Origin of the sequence: Phyllobacterium phragmitis (assembly GCF_002980495.1) — a bacterium.
Taxonomy (GTDB): domain Bacteria; phylum Pseudomonadota; class Alphaproteobacteria; order Rhizobiales; family Rhizobiaceae; genus Paramesorhizobium; species Paramesorhizobium phragmitis.
The window spans coordinates 1-17,992 of the sequence record NZ_PVBR01000023.1 but is presented as its reverse complement, the minus strand read 5'-3'; the positions used below and the strand labels follow the sequence as shown (position 1 = coordinate 17,992).

Sequence of the window (17,992 nt, the reverse complement as noted above, 5' to 3'; positions counted from 1 at the left end):
GCAAAGGACGCTCTAACACTTTGAAATACTGCATAATTCCTTAAATCGTTTCCGATTTGAGGAATTATGCAGCAGAGCATCGGCTCCTAACGGACGCACGGCGCTTGAGATGGACCGCACCGCGCATAAAGCGTTCCAGCGGCATTCCTCCTCCCGTCCGCTGGAACAAAGAGACCGGACATCTCCTCCCGTTTGGTCTCCTTCTCAGAAGGCCGGGTTCCTCCCCCCGGCCTTTTTCTTTATCGTTTCCGCTGTCTTCAAGCGGGTTCGAGGTGAATATTGCACCCGGCACAAATCGGTTGGCACGATTGCGCTCTAAAGACTTGCAAATCGCTGCGATTCTCCGTATGTGACCCCTGTCGGATGTCGGATCCCATCAGGTTCCGCTGTAGGCAAGGTACGCGGTCGTAGCTCAGTTGGTTAGAGCGCAGGATTGTGGCTCCTGAGGTCGTAGGTTCAATTCCCACCGACCGTACCATTTCTTCTCCCGAAAATTTGCCATAAGTCACTGAAAAAATGATAATTCCGATTGTCATTTCCAGCATCGTGCGCCGTTTCCAGTTTGTGTGCGGCAAATTGTGCCTCAACGGGTATTTGGCGAGACGATGGCGAATAAGAAATCAGGGACAGATCCTGACCGTCATTTGCAGCAGCGTGGAGGAATTTACCACCATAAGCGCCGCGTGCCTGCGCAAGTTGCCAACCTCGATGCGCGGGCGCAAATCATCCGACGGTCTCTTAAGACGGCAAGCACTGCCATGGTCCAAACAAAAAGAGATGTGCTCGGAAATGCCGATAACGAGTATGGACGTCGCTTTCTGATTGGCAACGATGCCGACGCGGCGCGTGGCAGATATCACGCTGCGGTAAAGCGCGTCGAAGCGCTCGTATTCTCCTACAAAGATGGCGGGCGAAATCGCCGGCGAGCCACCCTGGTTCGATCCTGAGCCGCGTCGAGGCTCTCATGGTGCCGCAGAGGGGGCGATGCCGGTGGATATCCGCTGTCATAGCACCGTTGAGCGGCCAGCACCAAAAATCTCCGAGGCGCCTTGATATCTCCTGCAATAAGATCGCCTCGAAGCGCCCGCAGCCGCAGCAACGGGATTGAGGTTACGAACCTCTCGGTCAGCCGTCGGTATCGGACCGTACGGCGTAAAGCAGGCAATAGGGGAACCAGCATCCATATGATCGACGCGGGGTGTCGCATTCGCCACAATTCGTATTAGGAACAGAGGCAGAATCTATGCATGTTGCGACGCCTTTATTGTACAGGAGCATTCTTGGTCAAACGATCGGCTCAAAAGTTCCTTGGCAGCATCGAATCCAGTAGCTTTTTCGGTTCATCATTGCTGGTTTCGATGGCTTCTTTGAGCGCGCTTATGAGCTGATCCCGTTCCGTGGCATTATTGTTGATGGCGCGCATCATGGCGAGGGCAGTTCGCGCGATGGCAAAGTCCTGTGCGGCGGCTTTCTTAAACCAGACGATCGCCTGGTCGTTGTCCTGAACCAAGCCGTGGCCTCCAAGATACATTACGCCTAGAGCCGTTTGTGCTTTGGCATCGCCTTGTTCAGCAGCTCTGCGTAGCCAATAATGAGCTTTCATGTCGTCCCTTGGGGCATCCTTGCCAATAAAGTACACAAGGCCAAGCGCTCTCTGCGCGAGACCCGCCCCTTGTTCTGCAGCCTTTTCCAACCAAAAAATTGCTTGATCAACATCTCTGGCAACACCTTTCCCGACGCCATAAAGGCTGGCAAGGAAAGTTTGTGCGAGAACGTTGCCGCCTTCCGCTGCTATATGGAACCAAACCGCAGCCTTGGTATCATCCTGGTCAACACCTTTACCCCACAGATACATCCCGGCCAGCGCGGCTGCCGCATTGATGTCCCCCTGTTGTGCGGACTTGCGTACCCACAGCGCCCCTACCGCATCATTCTGCGCAACACCCTTGCCCAGCAAATGCATCATGCCAAATCGCCATTGCGTCGCCGCATCGCCGTGTTCGGCGATCTTGCGAATCAAATCGATATCCTCTGCACCGTCCTGGACAGGTCTCTTGCCAACAAACAGATATACGTGCGCGAGTGCAGTGCCCGCAGATGCACTGCCTTGTTTGGCAGCCTTTCGAAACCAGGCTGCCGCCTCATTATAGTCTGGAATAACGCCGGCCCCTCTCAGATACATCATGCCGATTTTAAGTTGTGCCCCGATGACACCTTGCTCCGCCAAACGGCGCACCGTTTCATGGCGGTTGTGTCGGGAAAGTGGTGCTTCGACGCCATGGGCGGAACCCGCATGAGAAATTGCCAATAGGCAGCTCAACAAGACAATTTGGGATCGCATAGGATTTCCATTCGAACGCGCTTTGAATGTCCGCGATCTGCTCGCGTCTGCTGATGTGGCATGGCGAGCTAAAATCGAATCTGTCGCTCAATTCTCGACAAAATTCCCATCGGTTCTCACGGCGCTGCGATAGAGAACGATCTATCGGTTGGTGTGCTGCTATCAGGATGAAGTCACGCTACGCCATGCCAGGATCTCGGATCATGCTGGAGGTCAGATTAGGACAGCGAGATATCTACCGATTGCTCCAGGTCAGGCGGCCAACAGCTCTGCGCTTTCCTTGATCGGCAGATAGAAGTGATCGTCCTTCTATTCCCCCAATCGAGAACGCCTTCGTGCCTGATATCCATTAGGGCGTTCCGCGATAGGCATTTTGCCCAAGATAAAAGTGATCATCCTCATCCTCGGACTGCGACGGTGCCGCCGCTACGCTTCCATCCAGGCGCAAAGAAATAGATGTTGACTTTTTAAACAGCCTGACCCAGTTCAACGAAAGTCGCTTTTCCCGGCTTTGTTTCATCGGTCCCAGCGCATCATTGCCGGCTTTACCAAAAGCTCCGGTAATGTTGCCCCCGTTTCCGCGGGTAACCACATCCTTGCCCCTTTGGCTAGTGGTGTGATTTGCGATCTTGGAACGAAATTGCATGATCAAGCCCTCTCCATTTTGATGAACGCCCTCTGTCGCCTGAAGGCAGCGTTCGATCATGCCAGCCCCGTTGAACTGCAGGCCGCTGGCAGCCGCCACGCAACCCTTAGTGAGCGGTAGGCTAGCAGCTTTGATGGAACTTGAGTGAAGGTTAGCGGTTACGCTTTGATACAAATGGTTTCATGTGAAGCCGGTCCTTTTCTATACATGGCACCCTCAATCCGCTGACAAAAAGCCCATCTTCCGCCATGGAGGACGGCGGAAGATGGGCGGATAGGGAAGAAGCGAAGAGGAATGGCTCTCCCGTCTATTTGGTCAGGCGGCCAGGAGTTCGGCGTGTGCTTCGATCGGCAGATGGAAGCCATCTGAAGCGTCGAAGCTGTGATAGCCTATATCGTGCTCAGGAGTCGAATGCCTGGAGTCGCCCAAATACTTGGCGTGCCCCTGATCCTCAGCATCGGCAAAGAGCTGAAGCGCATGCGTGTACGACTTTTCGATAAGGGCAGTCGATATCACATAGAGAACGCCCAGGGGAATCGGGTGAGTTAATTTTCAGGTGATGAGGCTGACGAGGAAGTCCTCGTCCCAAGCGGCGGTCAATCGTTTTGTTGTCATGGAATGCTTGGCTGGATGACGGCGCAACAAGTTGTGTGCCATATGTTTGATGGTGGTGAAATTGGCCGGGGCATGGTCGGTGCGGACCCGACATTCATCGTCTCTGAAGAAGCAATCCATCAGCCATATGTGGACGGCCCCCTCCTTGTAAGAACTTTTTGATGATTTTGATCGGATCGCTTGCGTTCATATGTCCGGCCTGTTGGTGCGCTCGCACATGAACGCTGGCCAAGATGGGTTCCGCGACGTGGGTTCCAAACAATGCATCGACCACGTTGGGTCACTGGCTGATACGGAGTGTCCCGCGTCGGGACTGTCGGATATTTTGTGCCTGAGGCCTGTTTCCGTCACTGGCTGACGAACCGCTCGCCGAAGACGACGGCGAATTGTGTCTTGGCCTCGAACCACTCGCGCGGCGGGCGCTTCCATTCCTCGGCCGCGTGGTTCAGCACCAGATATAACAGCTTCATAGCGGCATCGTCACTTGGGAAGTGCCCGCGGGTGCGAACCGCACGTCTGAGTTTGGAGTTCAGCGCTTCGATTTGGTTTGTGGTGTAGATGATCCGGCGCACGCTCTCGGGAAAGGCGAAGAAGGGCACGACATGCTCCCAATTGCGCCGCCAACTCTGCGTGATCGCCGGATAGCGCTGCCCCCAATAGCCTGCCGCGAATTCCTCCAGGGCCTTCGCCGGCCTCGGCGTCTCGGGCCTTGTAGATGGCTCTGAGCGCAGGCATCACCGTTTTGCGGTCCTTCCAGGACACGAACTCCAGAGAATGGCGGATGAGATGCACGATGCAGGTCTGGACGATCGCCTGCGGAAAGACGGCGTTGATCGCCTCGGGGAAGCCCTTCAGGCCATCGACGACGGCGATCAGGACATCGGCGACGCCGCGGTTCTTCAGCTCGTTCATGACGCGCAACCAGAACTTGGCGCCCTCGGTCTGCTCGATCCAGATGCCGAGTATCTCCTTGGCGCCGTCGGGCAGGATGCCGAGCGCGATGTAGACGGCCTTGTTCCTGACGAAGCCCTCGTCCCGGATCTTGACCCGGATGGCGTCGAAGAAGACAAGTGGATAGACGGTGTCCAGCGGTCGGTTCTGCCATTCGCCGACCTCCTCCAGAACGGCGTCGGTGACAGCCGAGATCAGGTCCGGCGACACGTCAATGCCGTAAAGCTCCTCCAGATGGCCGCGGATCTCGCGCACCGTCATGCCGCGCCATACATCGATATGATCTTCTCATCGAAATCGGGAAAGCGCCGCTGATACTTGGCGATCAGCTTCGGATCAAAGGTGCCGGCCCGATCGCGCGGGATCGCAAGCTGCACCTTCGAGGTGCCCGTCAGGACCGACTTCTTCGACACGCCGTTGCGCCGGTTGTCGGGGCCGCCGGCCTCGCGCTCACCGTCCTGATGCTCATCCAGCTCGGCATTCAGAATGCGTTCCGACAGCGCCTTCTTCAACTCGTCGAGCAGTCCCTCCCTGGCAAAAACCTCGGTCGGATCGCGTCCGGCAAGCAATTGGTCCAAAAGCTCTTTATCAATGGCTATGTGATGATTCTCCTTTCCATCATCATGACCTCAAGCACGAAATTCCTGACAGTCCCGAGTTGTAATATCGCATGGTCCCGCAAACCGGCGGCCGTCATGTCCATGCTCGTACTTGCCAGAACCGCGGTGATCTGGTCGCGCTCCAGAATCGACGGCACCCCTTCATAAGCATAGAGCCGCGGCGAGATGATATGTGGCGACAGATCTGCCGCAACGCGGGCCGTCCTGTGGAGGTAGCGCGGCAGCGAACGAAGCCGCTCCGCTGTGGATTTCAGCGAACTGCGCGTCAGCTTCGAGCCACGCAGGTCCATATAGCTGTCGATGTCGCCGACGGTTACTCCCTTGAGACCCTCGACCCCGTTCCGGTCGAATTGCCAGGCAAGGAAGTAGCGGGCTTCCCACAAGAATGCGTCTATGCAACGGTGTTTTTGCTGATATCCGTGGTGGTTTCCGTACCTTTGTTGGGCCAAACCTTGTTATTGCAAAAATGCCAACGGGACTCTCATCAGTTCAATCTGCGTGGAACCGATTTCTCCGCCTCGCACCCAGTCAGAGCCAAGCGCCGGGCTCTCGTCCTTATCTCGTCTGACAGGCTTCATTGATAAAGCAGTCGTTCAATGAATTCGCGACCTTGCGCGCTAAGATCGGGTGAATCCTTCATCGCGAGGAAGTACTTCTCGTGGTTACTCTTCATCAACGATGCATAGTGTGGGTGGTCCAATAATCGCAATACATAGTTTTGTCCGATTCTTCCGTTGAATATGCGAATTTTTTTTTCCGGTGAAATGAATTCGGTTGGCTTTGTTAAAATATTTCTAAAAATATAACCCAATAAATTATATGCCGCCTCCCTAGGCATCCCGTGCAAAGACAGACCATCGGAGCCTGCTGCTCTCAACCAGTAACTTTCGCTTGCACAAATGCCGGCTGTTTTTGCCACACACCAGAAAAAACGACAAAAGCAAAGGTCTTCGTTTACCTTGAGATTCTCAGGAAACCGAATGCCAAACCGGTCGATAACATCACGACGCATCAACCTACCAATTGCGTAGCAATCGCCAAAAACGAAACTTTCAATATTAGGCAAGATGTCGTTGGAATTTATCTCTATTTTTTCCAAATCCTCAACTATCGCCTTATAGCCGTTTGCGGCTTTTCTTTCCGAAATCTTTTTAATGATCACCATGTCGCAATCGTTGCGCGTGGCAATCCCCATGGACCGACTTAGCATTCCCGCGGAAATGCAATCATCGCTGTCGATAAACAGTACGTATTCTCCGCGCGCCTGGGATATCCCAAGATTGCGCGGAATGGAAGCGCCCCCAGAATTAACGCTAAGACGATAAACGCGGTAGTTCTTAATCTTGGAATAACTTAGAATCTCGCCAATACCATTTGGCGAGCAATCATCAACGACTATTACTTCGTAGTTCTCTTGCGGATAATCGCTTTCCGCAATGGAATTCAGGCACTCGATAAGAAGTTCCTTTCGGTTGTAATACGGAATAATTATCGATAAGCTTATCAAGCTATTAGGATTTCCCGGGACCACTTTGTTTTACTCCGTTTACGAAACAGCTTTTTGGCGCGTACGCTGTTCTTCGAGGTGGCGAAAGTATTCGAAGTGAGTGATGGCATCCTCGATTTCAAAAAACGGTCCATCGATGTAGGTGTTTACCTCAAACAGGTGCAGACTAGGCACGCCGTCGCACTGCTGAATGCCAATATCCAGCCCCACGTCAAAGAGGGTCGTCGGCTTATGAAATGACTGGTAATATTCCGGAAACACGTTGCCCAAATTCACGAGCTCGTTCTTGACTTTTCCATGCATATCGCCAAATTCCTGACGCAGGAAAACATTGATATCCATGGAATAGCCGCCACTCGAGATATTCGAGACAACGCCCGTTGCATTGCCGATTCGAGGGAAAAGGTGAATTTGAAACTTCCCTTTATGGCCTCGGCGCGCGTGAATGCGAATGTCAAAGGGATTGCCGCTCTTGGTGCGCGAGCCGATATAGGGCTGCCAGACATAAGTAACTTTTCTATCTTCGAGTTCTCGAAGAAATTTTACCAACCCAACTTCGTCAAGGTGTTGCGTCGTATTCTTTTCCGTAAGCAAGTACGATCCGGTTTGCTTGCTTAAACGACGGACCCCTGAGCCCCGCCCGCCACTAGCGGGCTTGATGATGATATTGCCATGCTTCTCCAAAGCCGCGATAATTTGATCGGGCGATGCAAATTTTTCCGTGGGAATCAGAATGGACGCAAACCGGCCATCTCGCACCAGAGTGTCGTAGGTTCGAAGTTTTGTCGTCCGAAGTGGATGTCTCACCAACACACTGTCTTTTTCCAGTTCCCTAAGAAGCTCTCCATATTCCTTTTCGTCAAGAATGCTATTTTCGATCACCGGGGGAAACGGTACGCGCTTTCTAACCTTCTCATTGTGCACAAGAAATAAACCATTAATCGTTCTTGTTTTCAGATCAACATCATCGGGGTGAAAAAGGAACAACTCGATATCGAATTGCCTGGCCGTGTACATCATGGCGCAGGCTGTATGCTGAGGTTGCCATACATACTTTGTATTAATGCGCAGCATGCCCACGCGTAAAACCGAATCCGCAGGTTCGGTAGCAGTAGGCCAAGCGTTTGTCTGTTCGTTCATGTCAGTGCATCTCCTTGTCGCAATAAAAATTCTCAAGCTGAACTGATCAGGCGAATGCCGCCTTCGGCGGGCGTCGTATGATGCCTGCTCAGCGCCGCGGTGGTGCTCACGGAGGAGAGGCAGATGACACCAGTGCATATCCTTGCGATCAACCTCGCGAAGCGAAGCTTCCAGATCTGCGCAAGAGACCGGAGTGGAGCGGTTCTATTCAACCGCGTCCCATCGCGAACTCGGTTGCAGCAATTTCTGAGTGAGCAGTCGCCGTGCATTGTGGCGTCGGGTTTTTCGGAGCGGTTCATGGCTTGCCAAGCGGGCGATCTAACTCTTAACTGCGATCAGGACCGTCATCTTCCTCCGGCTTTCGTCTTGCCACAGCACTGCTACTCAATCTCTAGAAAAGGATCCAGTTCATCATCTGAAACGCCGGTCCTGCGTATTGCTCTCAGGATCGCGGCTAGAATGCGAGGGTCATGCGATGATGCTGTCTGATTGCTCTCTGTCCAATCGTATGCGTTCCATCCGTTCAAGTAGGATACAATGTCGTCTTCGGCGTCCAAGGCTTGATATACTGAATTGATGAGTGCAGCACTCCTAAGTGTAACCACCTTGGAATTGACAGAGTTGTCAATTCCAACAAGAAAAACAGTGTCATTTACAAGTTTACCAATTGTTAATATTGTTTATATTGCCTTGAAAACTAATGAACAACATAAGGTGCCGAAAAAGAAAGTACGCGATTTATCGGCTGCCTACATTGTGGAGAGAACAGTCATTGGTCTTGCCAAATTCCTTGATCGCATGCAGGAACGCCTCGACTTCCGGGTTGGTAACACCAGCGCGGGTAATGACTCGCCCTATAGCAGCCAAGATGCGCCCGTCGTGATGCCTCGATATCTGGTCTTTCTCGTGCCAGGCATAAGCGCTCCAGTTATTGAGATGCGAAATGGCGTCGTCCTCCGCATCAAGCGTTTGGAAAACTGCAGCTATAAAGCCAACTCCTCTCAAGGTATCATCCTTGAATACTTTTTCCCCGCCCACGTATTCCTCCTGCATCAACGTAGGCGGCAAATGAATTTTCGCATCTGAGCTGTCCATCAATTGAACCAGTCGGCTCCAGAAGCGATTTGCCTCACGCGAGACCGGATTTGCGATTAGGCTATCAATCTCGCAGGTCGTCGCCGGAAGTGCTTCAGGTGGTGCTTCAAGCGGGTACATGTCGCGCTTACGCAGGGCGTACTCGGCCCATTTCGCGAGTGGTTCATTTACCCAAGCACGCTTGAACAAAGTATAACCATATTGATACAAATGAAACATTTCGTGCGAGACAACAAACCATCTCGCGGCAATAGACGCGCGATCCTGAAGATTCACAGATAAGGTTATGTGAAGCGAGCAATCGCCCCCTCTATTTGGAGATAACGGATGTCTTGCCATTGCGTCAAAGGCGAGGCCGTTTGCCTTCGTACTGAGGAGATTGATGTCGATATATTTTGAATACCTGTAGCGGGGGCTTTCCAATGGATCGCGAAAGCCGAGAACATTGTACACGCGCCGAGCCGCGTCGGCTTGTCGAGCAACATTTTCCACGAAATCGGGCACCCCATTTTTATTTTGATCGGCCAAGGAGTGTAAGGGAATGCTGTGACCAAACTTCGAAGGCGAGCTATCTATCGTGTAAAAAACCCGGATAGCGCCGATTGTGTATACTCGGTCGAGCTTATTGAGCTCCCCTGAGCTATGCGTTCGACAAACGACGATTGGATCCTGAGTATCTACGGCAGAAGTTGCGTAGGTGGGCAAAGTTCCGGCGAACGTCGGTGATGGCAGGCTCACGCATAATGCGAAGACACACGACTTAACGTGGTTGGTTATCCGTGGGGTCACAACTTGATCCTATAAACTCTTATGCCGGTCTTGACGGGGCGAACCAAGGCTGCCTCACCAACTCGAGCCGAATGAATGCGACAGTCTCGTCGGCCATTTCGGTCGCTGCGGCCACTCCGATACTTCGCTGCAACGCATGGGCATGGATATATTTTCCCAGTCATTCAGCGGGGAGAGAATCCGAGATGACGTGCTGAATGTCAGCACGACCCGAATCCTGTTCTTCGCGCAAATAGACGCGCAGAAGATTTAACGCCATATTGGCCGCTCCATTGTAGCTCTTGCCCGCAAAACGCCGTTCGAACTCGTACAGGCGCGCGGCCAATTCGGCCGCACGGGGCGTCACGTTTCGTAAAGCCGGCCGCATCTTCGCCGCCTGCCCGATGGCTTCCTTCAATTCTCTATCTATCCTGGCGGAAATCGGCCAGCCCGCTCCCACAGGCTCCAGACACCAACCCGCCCAGTGATAGAGGCAGAAGCGGCCATCATCATTTCTGTAAATCGGCTGGCCGCCCATCCACGGCAGCGCAAGTTGCTCGGGTAGACTGTCAAGCACGGAAACCAGATCGCTCCATATATCGCGGAGATCCTCCACGATCTGAATCTGCTTCTCGTCTGCGATCGACTGGAGGATGACCTCGCACATGTCAGGTTTCAATCGTTCCCTCAGATTGGGACGCGAGCGGCGATATTTGTCGATTAAAGACGGGGAAGGATCGTGGCTCAACAATTGGGTTCGGATCGCGACCGCGGCGGCCGTGTATGCTGCGCTTTCAAGACGTTCAGCGTGCGGTTGCCAGCGCATCAGATGGCAGAGATAGCCCTTCACCTTGTCCTCGCCGAGCCATTCGAATGTGGGCAGAAAGGCTCCTTCCTCGTTCAGCAGATCGGCTTCCTGCAGGGCAAGAGCGTCTCGCGTGTGATTATACAGCTTCACCAGATAGCCTTTGGGATCAGGATTCTCTTTGCCACTTTCCGTGATGGTGACAAAAAAGAGAGCGACGTTGCCGACTTCCGTCATACTCATACGGACGGTCCAGTCGCCTTCGATGACGCCCTCGTAGGATTGCACCAACTTGCGAATCCAGTCCATCCGATGCTCCGCCCGCAAGAGATCATCGAACGGACTGTTTCGCGGAGCTGAAGCAGGCCAAGGTACATCGGGCAGGAACAGGGCCATCGCCTGGCTTTTCTGCCGCATCAGATTCCGCAGGTTCAAAACCACGCTGGTGCTTTGCTGCAGCGCCTGACGCAACACGAACAGCACGATAAAGCTGACATAAAAAGGAGGCATGGCCCCATGCCAATGGGCCCAGATCAGCCAGCCAAGAGCGCAGAAGAAGCCTGTGTTTGCGTAAACGCCCAAAGTCCACCCCAACGAAGTTGCTAGCCAGTGCCGCACTGGGCGCCAGCAGACGGCGGCGCACCAGATCGCAGTCCCAAAAAACAGGCTCCAGCTCACGAAGACAACCAGTATGGCGGGATACAGCAGAGACAGCAGCCACAGCGACACAGCGATAAAACATGCGTCGGCGAGGCAGCGCGTGATCCGCCGGTAGATTTGTTCGGCGATCTCACGCTGGTTGTTGAACAACCCTGTTTTGCCGCCCGCCAGCCTTTGCCTTCTGGCACCACGCACACACAGCCAGCCAGTTATCTTCTCGCAGGAGAGGTGAAGCAGATATGCCAGCACCACCGCCAAACTGAGGATGAGTACCTGGTTCTCTTGCGGTAGCGTTGCGACGGATGCCGGCAGGAGCCAGGGTTTACCCCCCGAAAGAACCACCAACACCTTCCAGGGGAGCCAGAAGGTCGCGAACAGAGCCATCTGAGATATAAACACGACCAGCACAATGGCCCCGAAATGAACCGGCGTCCGGCGCAGGATAGCCGCGATTAGCGAAAGGTAGGAGCGCTGGTGGAACATGTTCTTGAAAGGAGCCGCCGTCAAATTCCCATCCAATTGGCGGCCCGTTCCCGCGTCGATGCATTGCGCGCTAAACTCGGATGTTGTCATGTCGGTCCTCGCCATGTGTCTTAGCCGTGTGGTCAATCCCTCAAGCAACGACACGTTGTTCGCCGACGGGCAGCACCGCGTGGCACGTCGCGCCTCCTTCATAAAGCATTGCGTTGCCGTTCAATTCGGTCTCCAGAAACGCATGCTGAAAGGCGCGATCCAGCGAAAGGCCGTAACGGAAATAGTTGCGCTTCGTAGCCTTCAGGCGCGCGTGCAGATCAAGCCAGGTGGTTTCTTCGGCGGCTTCGACCCAGTCGACGCGCAGCCACCGCGGCGGCGTCTTCTTCTTCTCGACAAGCTGAGCAACGCGCTGCATGCCTTTCCGCCATACGGATGCAAAGTCTTCACCTGTTATGGTTGTGACTTCAGCGCGCCGCTGGCCATCGCTCACCGAAAAGAAGAGAACGAACGCAGGGTATGGATCGGCAAGCGTGACCACATTTTTTTCGACCTGAGGCCGAGCACGCATGAGAAGATGAGAGAGGCTCATGGGAATGCCTGCTTTGCGATTTACGGAATTGGATGAGAGTCAATATCAATCTAAGGTTTAGATTGAATTCATCCATCGGCTGTTCTGCACCGGTTATCAATTCGTAACCAGCGTGGAACTTATGAGCAATATAAGTGGGTGATGGAATGGTAGTTACATCGGCTGGGTCGCCAGCCCGCACGGTGCCCTGTCCAGTTCGGCGTAGGATAGAGTTCGGTGCGCTGAGGCAACTCTATTAGGACGTGGCGCAACCAGGCTAACGGCTCGACGCCACAGGCCCGGCACGTCAGCATCAGGCTGTATATGACGGCGCTGGCCTTGGCTCCATCGTGGCAGCAAGGGCAGACGTGGATCGTGTCCCGCAGCGTGGTGTAGCAGGGTAGCGGTGGTCACCAGTGTTTTCCGTTAGGGTCGGGTTGTTCAAGACCAACCTGAAGGACACCACCGATGACCGACGACATGATGAACCTGCGCTCACTCGTTGAGAAGAGCGCCGACGCCGATTTACTGCGCGAGATGATCGGCTTTGCTGCCGAGAAGTTGATGGCGCTGGAGGTCGGCGCGAAGGCCGGCGCGGGCTATGGCGAGAAGAATGGCTTCCGACTGGCCCAGCGTAACGGCTACCGCGACCGGAACTGGGAGACACGGGCGGGTACCGTCGAGCTTCGCATTCCAAAGCTTCGCACAGGCAGCTATTTCCCGAGCTTCCTTGAGCCGCGCCGCATGGCGGAGAAGGCTCTGACGGCGGTGATCCAGGAAGCCTATATCCAGGGCGTTTCGACCCGCTCCGTCGACGACCTGGTCAAGGCCATGGGCATGTCGGGCATCTCCAAAAGCCAGGTGTCTCGGCTCTGCGAGGAGATCGACGACAAGGTGAAGGCCTTCCTCGACAGGCCCATAGAAGGTGAATGGCCCTACCTGTGGATCGATGCCACCTACCTCAAGGTCCGGCGCGGCGGGCGCATCGTCTCCGTCGCCGTCATCATCGCGGTGGGCGTCAACACCGACGGACGCCGAGAGGTGTTGGGCATGGAGATCGGCACATCCGAGGCCGAGGCGATCTGGACGGAATTCCTGCGCAAGCTGACTAGGCGGGGCCTACGTGGCGTCAAGCTTGCTGTCTCCGATGCTCATGAAGGCATCAAGGCGGCTGTTTCCAAGGTTCTTGCCGCCACCTGGCAACGCTGCAGGGTTCACTTCATGCGCAATGCCTTGGCCCATGCCGGAAAGAGCGGACGCCGCGTTGTCTCCGCCTTCATCGCTACGGCATTTGCCCAGGACACGCCGGAGGCCGCAAGCGCCCAGTGGCGCAATGTCGCCGACCAGATCAGGCCGAAGGTGCCGAAGCTCGCCGCCCTCATGGACAGCGCCGAGCAGGACGAGTTCGCCTACATGACCTTTCCCAGGCAGCACCGGACCAAGCTTCACAGCACGGATAAGATCGACAAGCGTTTTCCCTTAAAATGTGATAATTTTCTTATGCGCGGACGACCTCGGGGTGAAGCGTGGTGCATCAGCTGAAAGCGCCGCCAGGCCACCTCATTCGAGCCTTGCCGGATTGAGGCGTCCGCGCGTCTTTTGATCTGGCGGGCGCGGACGCCAAGTCTCTACGAAGCGTTCGTAGCTCTTCTGTGCTTGCTCAGCGGCGCGCATCTCCTGGTTACGTAGATTCTTGACGTTGTAGGCATAGGCGGGGCCCCGCTGATTGCCCTTCTTCTGCGGTTTGCCCGCCTGGAGTTCCATCGCTCGCGTCTTGTGTGCGACAAGACTGGGGCGAGCCCAAAGATAGTCGGTCTCCTTGGTCAACATGTGCCAGACCAGAACGGTTAATTTGCGAGCTACGGCAACGGCTGCCATCTGATGGCCGCGCCTGGCCCTGACCCGGACGAAGAAGGCGTGCAGCGGCCCCGGCGCTTTCGCCGCCGCCGCCTCCACCAGCATGGCTCGGGTATGGCTACGGCCAATTTTGCTGATGCGTCCGTGATGCGCAGCGCCAAGTCCAGACTGGCGAACCCGCGGATTAGGCCGAAGTAGCTCACCAGCTTCTGCGGGCTTTTGAAGCGGCTGATATCGCCGATGGCCGCCATCAGACCAGTCGCCACGGTGAGGTTAACGCCGGTGATCGTGAGCAGTCGTCTGACCGCGGGATCATCCATGGTGCCCTCGGCAATTTGCCGATCGAGAACCGCAAGATCTTCGCCGAGCCGGTCGAGTTCGCGTACATGCCGCTCGATCGCAATCTGCTCATCTTCAGGCAGAGGCTGGCGTTTAAGCCATTCGCGCCCGCGGCCGTTGAACAGATCAGCATGCGGGCACTTCGGTATCAGGTGAGCGTGCAGGATAGAATGGACCTCGTTCTTGATCCTTGTCCGATGTCGCACAACCTGATAGCGCCGCGCCACCAGTCGCCTCATGCGCTCCGTGGCGGCGTCTGGCGTCCAGATCTCCGGCAGATAGCCCGCGGCATACAAGTTGGCCAAAGTGCCTGCATCGATCTTGTCGATCTTCACATGTGCCTGTGCAATTGCCCTGACCTGTAATGGGTTGGCAATCACGACCCGTCGCACGAACGGTGAAAGCACGCGAGACACCGCCATGCAGTTTCCCGTCGCTTCGATCACCACCTCGTCCGTTTGCGATAGTGTCTTGCCGAGACCCTCAAGATCTGTTCGCGTCATGTCGACACGGCCACCATGGCGCAACCGGGCGAGTCGCAGAGGCGGCCAGCTACTAACACGAGCTCGCAGCTCATCGTGTGCATCGGCCTGCCCGCACCTTCGTGCTCCCGGTGCCTCTGTCCCGGATGCTCGCAGCATACGCCGCAATTCTAAAAACTGCAGCAGGACATCGGCACCCCAGATTCTTATACCGGTTACAAACCCTATCGAGCGATTGAATGGCGAGATCAAGCGACGGACAGAGGTCGTGGGAATCTTTCCTAACGATGACGCCATCGTCAGACTGGTCGGTGCCTTGCTCCTCGAACACAACGACGAATGGGCCGTCCAACGATCCCGCTACATGACCCTTGAGACCATCGCCACGATGAGCTGATGATCCGCTCATCAGCCTGCCAGCGGCAAGTTGACACGTTCCCGGCTCTGTCCGGAAGGCATGGCAACCGCCGAAGCTACACCACGCCCTGAGACACGATCCAGACGTGATCACCAGGATCGTCAATGGCCATCCCAACAGCCAGATCGACGAGCTTCTGTCGTGGGCCTATGCCGAAAAGCCAGAAACCAAGGTCGTGGCCTGAGAACACCGCTTACGCTTGAATTGATATCATACCCGGCAGCTTCATTGCCCAAACAGGCAAAGATTGCACCGCCCTTGTGCTCTGCAACAGAACACAAGGGCGGCAAGTTCGGATTTCCCGAGAGGAAATTGGGTAGCACTCCTGTGGCCGCTTATGCAGCGATTTTTTGCAGAATCCTGCGTGCAATCCGCTGTCCCCTGTCCGATGTTTGCAGTCGCCACAGGCGCTCTACAAAGGCTACTTTCTTCGTCATGGTCGAGGACAATTGTCCGCGTTTGGTGAAAAACGCGTTGAATTCCACGCGCTCACCATCGAAATTTGCCTGCTCCGAGAGTTTTCGAAGCGCGAAGTCAAAGCCGTCAAGATAGGTTACGATATCCCCAATGAGCTTTTGTCCAAGGTATAATGGATAAAAATGCGCTTCGAGTTCAATCGCGCTGCATCCGCTCAACAAATCGCCGCAACCTTCCAGAATCTCGTATTCGAGACCTTGTACGTCGATTTTAATAACATCCGGCGCGGGTACCTTGCCAGCCGCATAAAGGCCATCATAACGTTCCGTGGTAATCTCTGTCGTCGCGACGACATCAAAGATCGGCGCAAGATGATAACGTGACAGAACGGCGTCGTTTGGCCGGAGCAGCGATGAACATGCGGGATAGCGGGTAATATAGAGGGGACTCTTTCCCTGTACGTTGGATAGTCCGGCCTCTATGACTGTGCAACCCTGCTTCCGGAGACTTTCGGCGGCAGCGGGTTCAGGCTCCACGAGAACAAATTCAATTTGTTTGCCATATCCCAGCCATTCCATTCTCGCTCCCCCGCGAGCTCCAACGTCAACGACGACCAATTTATCGACATCATCGATTGCAAAATCGCGCCGTGAAATCCGGAGATCAAATATCTGCCATTGATCGCGGTTCTCGCCTTGATACCGTGGCCCGACTTTACTCCGAGTCAAGCCGACTGAAATCGAGTTGTGCCTGTTTTCAAACTCAACCTCGATCTCAAGCCGGCCGTTGCTAAGTTGCTTGCACGCAACAGATCTCGCCATACCATTGTTCACAACCTTACCATCTGCCCCGATAGCGCAAATATCGATGTTGCCCCAATGGTGAATATAGAAGTCGGCATTGCATCCTGGGACCGGTTGCACAGTAGCTGTCAATTTAATCTCCCCAGCATAAAGGTTATTCCAGACTCTGATGAGATGCCAATCCGCATCAGTTCCGTCATTTATGACAAATCCTCCGTCGGGGCTTGGCCGATACATCGTGGAATACTGTGGCTTCCAACCTGCGAGGGTATGGAATAAACAGGGCTGGTATTGTGTCTCTTTCAATTCCATCTTTAGTCCTCCGTTTGCAATAACTCTTCGTATTCCTGCGGCGTGCCGCAGAAGATGACATCCGAGCGATCGATCAGCTCGTACCGGACGCAGCCGCCGTGTTGGATCAATATGTTGTAGACAGGGGCATCCGGGCGTTTTGCTCTAAGCTCCCTGCTGCTATGTACCATCGCGCGCAACCGGAAAGCCTAGTTTGCGATAATTCACCATAAATCCGCTGCCCGAGTAGGTATTCGCAACCAAAAGGCTTGGCTGTCCATATGCATCTGCATGAAAGAAATTTATTAGCCGAACCGCCTCGTCATTGCTCAAGTGCAGATAGAGATCGGCTCCTTGGCGCGCATAGGCCTCTATCCAATCCACAAGCATATCAAGGGCGATATGTGACGTCGAACCAGTGTCTAATGATGCAGGTGTCCTTTCAAAGCCATAATGGTGGCGCACCGGATCCAGAGGTTGTGATCTTTGCACGAATTTGCATATCGAATTCCTTTTGATAATCTGATCTTCGTCTTGGTATAAGAATTTATTCTTATATAGGCGATGAATTACAGAAAGTATTAGTGTATTATTGATGATATGTAATTTTTAACTTCATATCAATATTAGAATTTTACAATGATCCTAAATCCAAATTGTGGACTCGCTAACTTGGAGGCTCAGGAGATTAAGCGGGCACGTGCTGCCTTCTTGAGATAGCGCTGCGTTCTGCCCAGAAGAGAGCGTGGATTGGTGCGCTGATTGCCTTCTGTTTGCTGTGTGGCCCTGGAACCGGAAGCGACATAGTGGTCGAACGTGAGGACGAGGACGGTGGGCTTGCAGGTCGCGAAGGCTGAAGCGCGACAACAGGCGGCATAGGCCCTTCAAATCGCTCTCTCGTCTTGAGCAGTTCGGCGAAGATGTGGGGCTGCTGGCATGGCGCGCAGCCCGGCGCAGGATCCGCTCGGTGCTGGCGGCCGAGATATCGCCGCCCTGAAAAGATTTCTGGAGCGCATTGAGCAACTTGTTAAGCCTGTATGAATGCTGCGCTGCCTACGGCATGCCCAGTGACCTGCCACTGAACTTTCATCCAGCGGCGACTAGAGCCCCGGTGGTTTTGAATACGCCAACAGGCGCGGTGTGAGCAACCGGCGGAAACGCGTAGCTTTCATCTTGCGCAGCGTTGGAGCCGGTT

General features: G+C 54.5%; 13 protein-coding genes, 1 tRNA gene and 6 pseudogenes. 5 read left to right on the top strand and 15 right to left on the bottom strand.

The features are described from left to right. Positions 1-401: 401 nt before the first annotated feature. Positions 402-478 (top strand) — tRNA-His (locus C5748_RS22740). A 127-nt stretch (positions 479-605) separates the two neighbouring features. Further along, entirely contained in the window at positions 606-947 is a 342-nt protein-coding gene (locus C5748_RS28030) for a DUF6538 domain-containing protein (protein ID WP_146119597.1), read from the top strand. A gap of 350 nt (positions 948-1,297) precedes the next feature. On the opposite strand, the gene C5748_RS22730 is transcribed toward C5748_RS28030, so the two are convergent. From C5748_RS22730 to C5748_RS29030, 11 genes and pseudogenes are all read right to left on the bottom strand, one after another. Further along, entirely contained in the window at positions 1,298-2,341 is a 1,044-nt protein-coding gene (locus tag C5748_RS22730; protein ID WP_105744628.1) for a tetratricopeptide repeat protein, read from the bottom strand. A 349-nt stretch (positions 2,342-2,690) separates the two neighbouring features. Continuing rightward, entirely contained in the window at positions 2,691-3,086 is a 396-nt protein-coding gene (locus C5748_RS22725) for a hypothetical protein (protein WP_158259910.1), read from the bottom strand. Between the two features lie 216 nt (positions 3,087-3,302). Beyond that, positions 3,303-3,503, bottom strand: coding sequence for a hypothetical protein (locus C5748_RS22720; protein ID WP_105744625.1), 201 nt, complete (start codon positions 3,501-3,503; stop codon positions 3,303-3,305). A 446-nt stretch (positions 3,504-3,949) separates the two neighbouring features. Then, a pseudogene (locus C5748_RS22710) lies at positions 3,950-5,152 on the bottom strand (IS256 family transposase). Further along, on the bottom strand, positions 5,149-5,556 hold the full coding sequence (locus tag C5748_RS29035) for a site-specific integrase (RefSeq protein WP_245581936.1): 408 nt from the start codon (positions 5,554-5,556) through the stop codon (positions 5,149-5,151). The pseudogene C5748_RS22710 and the gene C5748_RS29035 overlap by 4 nt, the downstream one beginning before the upstream one ends. Before the next feature lie 191 nt (positions 5,557-5,747). Continuing rightward, positions 5,748-6,680 carry a glycosyltransferase family 2 protein gene (locus C5748_RS22700; RefSeq protein ID WP_158259909.1) on the bottom strand — a complete coding sequence of 311 codons (933 nt, stop codon included), beginning with the start codon at positions 6,678-6,680 and terminating at the stop codon, positions 5,748-5,750. Between the two features lie 39 nt (positions 6,681-6,719). Next, on the bottom strand, positions 6,720-7,820 hold the full coding sequence (locus C5748_RS22695) for a YheC/YheD family protein (protein ID WP_158259908.1): 1,101 nt from the start codon (positions 7,818-7,820) through the stop codon (positions 6,720-6,722). 738 nt (positions 7,821-8,558) lie between these two features. Further along, positions 8,559-9,443 carry a peptidase MA family protein gene (locus C5748_RS22690; protein ID WP_146119594.1) on the bottom strand — a complete coding sequence of 295 codons (885 nt, stop codon included), beginning with the start codon at positions 9,441-9,443 and terminating at the stop codon, positions 8,559-8,561. A 421-nt stretch (positions 9,444-9,864) separates the two neighbouring features. After that, positions 9,865-11,721 carry a hypothetical protein gene (locus C5748_RS22685; protein WP_146119593.1) on the bottom strand — a complete coding sequence of 619 codons (1,857 nt, stop codon included), beginning with the start codon at positions 11,719-11,721 and terminating at the stop codon, positions 9,865-9,867. A gap of 40 nt (positions 11,722-11,761) precedes the next feature. After that, positions 11,762-12,160, bottom strand: a complete 399-nt coding sequence (locus C5748_RS22680; protein ID WP_146119592.1) for a hypothetical protein — start codon at positions 12,158-12,160, stop codon at positions 11,762-11,764. Between the two features lie 170 nt (positions 12,161-12,330). After that, a pseudogene (locus C5748_RS29030) lies at positions 12,331-12,540 on the bottom strand (transposase domain-containing protein); the annotation flags it as partial. A gap of 118 nt (positions 12,541-12,658) precedes the next feature. On the opposite strand from C5748_RS29030, the pseudogene C5748_RS22670 reads away from it, so the two are divergent. Then, positions 12,659-13,660, top strand: a pseudogene (locus tag C5748_RS22670) (IS256 family transposase); the annotation flags it as partial. Between the two features lie 90 nt (positions 13,661-13,750). Here C5748_RS22670 and C5748_RS29645 read toward each other — a convergent pair. Next, positions 13,751-14,068: a hypothetical protein gene (locus C5748_RS29645; RefSeq protein ID WP_245581935.1), complete on the bottom strand. Its 318-nt coding sequence runs from the start codon at positions 14,066-14,068 to the stop codon at positions 13,751-13,753. Positions 14,069-14,191: 123 nt separating this feature from the next. Continuing rightward, positions 14,192-14,889: pseudogene (locus C5748_RS29640) on the bottom strand (IS110 family RNA-guided transposase); the annotation flags it as partial. A 193-nt stretch (positions 14,890-15,082) separates the two neighbouring features. Between C5748_RS29640 and C5748_RS22660 the strand changes: the two are divergent. Both C5748_RS22660 and C5748_RS28645 read left to right on the top strand, forming a co-directional pair. Continuing rightward, a pseudogene (locus tag C5748_RS22660) lies at positions 15,083-15,299 on the top strand (transposase); the annotation flags it as partial. Positions 15,300-15,368: 69 nt separating this feature from the next. After that, positions 15,369-15,470: pseudogene (locus C5748_RS28645) on the top strand (transposase domain-containing protein); the annotation flags it as partial. 151 nt (positions 15,471-15,621) lie between these two features. Here C5748_RS28645 and C5748_RS22655 read toward each other — a convergent pair. Both C5748_RS22655 and C5748_RS29555 read right to left on the bottom strand, forming a co-directional pair. Then, positions 15,622-16,818: an FkbM family methyltransferase gene (locus C5748_RS22655; protein ID WP_105744611.1), complete on the bottom strand. Its 1,197-nt coding sequence runs from the start codon at positions 16,816-16,818 to the stop codon at positions 15,622-15,624. Between the two features lie 159 nt (positions 16,819-16,977). Beyond that, a complete protein-coding gene (locus C5748_RS29555) occupies positions 16,978-17,262 on the bottom strand; it encodes a BapA/Bap/LapF family prefix-like domain-containing protein (RefSeq protein ID WP_425350292.1) in 285 nt (94 codons plus the stop codon). Between the last annotated feature and the right edge of the window lie 730 nt (positions 17,263-17,992).

What these genes read in the sequence shown, in the direction of transcription:
- C5748_RS28030 (WP_146119597.1), top strand. Translation starts at nt 606, where the DNA reads ATGGCGAATAAGAAATCAGGGACAGATCCTGACCGTCATTTGCAGCAG.
- C5748_RS22730 (WP_105744628.1), bottom strand. Translation starts at nt 2,341, where the DNA reads ATGCGATCCCAAATTGTCTTGTTGAGCTGCCTATTGGCAATTTCTCAT.
- C5748_RS22695 (WP_158259908.1), bottom strand. Translation starts at nt 7,820, where the DNA reads ATGAACGAACAGACAAACGCTTGGCCTACTGCTACCGAACCTGCGGAT.
- C5748_RS22685 (WP_146119593.1), bottom strand. Translation starts at nt 11,721, where the DNA reads ATGACAACATCCGAGTTTAGCGCGCAATGCATCGACGCGGGAACGGGC.
- C5748_RS29645 (WP_245581935.1), bottom strand. Translation starts at nt 14,068, where the DNA reads ATGGCAGCCGTTGCCGTAGCTCGCAAATTAACCGTTCTGGTCTGGCAC.
- C5748_RS22655 (WP_105744611.1), bottom strand. Translation starts at nt 16,818, where the DNA reads ATGGAATTGAAAGAGACACAATACCAGCCCTGTTTATTCCATACCCTC.